Origin of the sequence: Microbacterium sp. 18062 (assembly GCF_902706225.1) — a bacterium.
Taxonomy (GTDB): domain Bacteria; phylum Actinomycetota; class Actinomycetes; order Actinomycetales; family Microbacteriaceae; genus Microbacterium.
Window position 1 is genome coordinate 1 of sequence record NZ_CACSKB010000103.1, and the last position, 1,420, is coordinate 1,420.

Here is a 1,420-nt window from a genome sequence, read left to right on the forward strand (position 1 = left end):
GGTCAAGTCCTTTGAGGTGGTGTACGGATCGGTCTCGTGATTCTTCGTGGGGTTACGCGGTGAGGGCTCGGTAGTCGGGTTCGGGGACCTCCTCTGGGTTGGGTTCTGGTTCGCCGACGCGGCGGGCTCGGGCGAGGGCGTCGAGGCCGAGGTAGCGGCGTTGCTCGGCCCACTCGTCGTGCTGCTCGGCGAGGACGGCGCCGACGAGGCGGATGATCGCGTCGCGGTTGGGGAAGATGCCGACGACGTCGGTGCGGCGGCGGATTTCTCGGTTCAGGCGTTCGGTGGGGTTGTTGGACCAGATCTGCTTCCAGATCTCTTTCGGGAACACGGTGAACGCGAGGATCTCCTCACGGGCTCCTTCGAGGTGGGCGAAGCTCTTCGGGAGCTTGTGTTCGAGCGCGTCGAGGACCCGGTCGAACTGGGCGTGCACCGCGTCGGCGTCGGGCTGGTCGAACACGGTCGACAGCAGGGTCTTCACCCACGGCCAGGAGCTCTTCGGCGTCGCCGACATCAGGTTCGCCGCGTAATGCGTTCGGCATCTCTGCCATCCCGCTCCGGGGAGCGTCGCACCAGCGGCCGCGACGAGCCCGGCGTGCGCGTCGGAGGTGACGAGCTTCACCCCGGTGAGCCCGCGGGCGACGAGGTCGCGGAAGAACGTGAGCCAGCCGGCGCCGTCCTCCGTCGAGGAGACCTGCATGCCGAGGATCTCGCGGTATCCCTCTGCGTTGACCCCGGTCGCGAGGAGCACGGCGACCTTGATCACCCGGCCGCCCTCACGGACCTTCATGGTGAGCGCGTCCGCGGCGACGAACGTGTACGGGCCGGCATCCAGCGGACGGGTGCGGAACTGCTCGACCTGCTCGTCGAGATCCCGGGCCATCTCCGACACCTGCGACTTCGACAACCCGGTGATCCCGAGGGACTGCACCAGATCGTTCATCCGGCGGGTGGAGACCCCGAGCAGGTAGCTGGTCGCGACCACCGTCGTCAACGCCGCCTCGGCGCGACGACGCCGCTCGAGCAGCCACTCCGGGAAGTAGGTCCCCTGCCGCAGCTTCGGGATCGCGACATCGACCGTCCCGGCACGGGTGTCGAAGTCACGGTGTCGATACCCGTTGCGACGGTTCGTCCGATCGGGACTGGTCATGCCGTACGAGGCGCCGCAGACCTGGTCCGCGTCGGCGGATAGCAGCGTGTTGATGAACGTGGACAGCATCTGCCGCAGCAGATCCGGAGACGCTTGAGCGAGGTGCTCTTCGAGGAAACGGGCAGGGTCGATATCGTGGGGTGCGACGGTCATCGTCGAGGTCCTTTCGAGATGGATGTGAAGAGTTCTCTCGAAGAATCACGCGGTGACCGTCGCTACGTCAGCAGCGACACGGTCACCGGTTCGTACACCACCTTGCCGGACGCAACC

General features: G+C 66.8%; 1 protein-coding gene. It reads right to left on the reverse strand.

The features are described from left to right. Positions 1 to 52: 52 nt before the first annotated feature. Positions 53 to 1,303, reverse strand: a complete 1,251-nt coding sequence (locus tag GVL03_RS18765; protein WP_159502530.1) for an IS256 family transposase — start codon at positions 1,301 to 1,303, stop codon at positions 53 to 55. Positions 1,304 to 1,420: the final 117 nt, after the last annotated feature.

Bases quoted from the DNA above. Each gene is read 5' to 3' on its own strand.
- GVL03_RS18765 (WP_159502530.1), bottom strand. From the start codon at position 1,303: ATGACCGTCGCACCCCACGATATCGACCCTGCCCGTTTCCTCGAAGAG.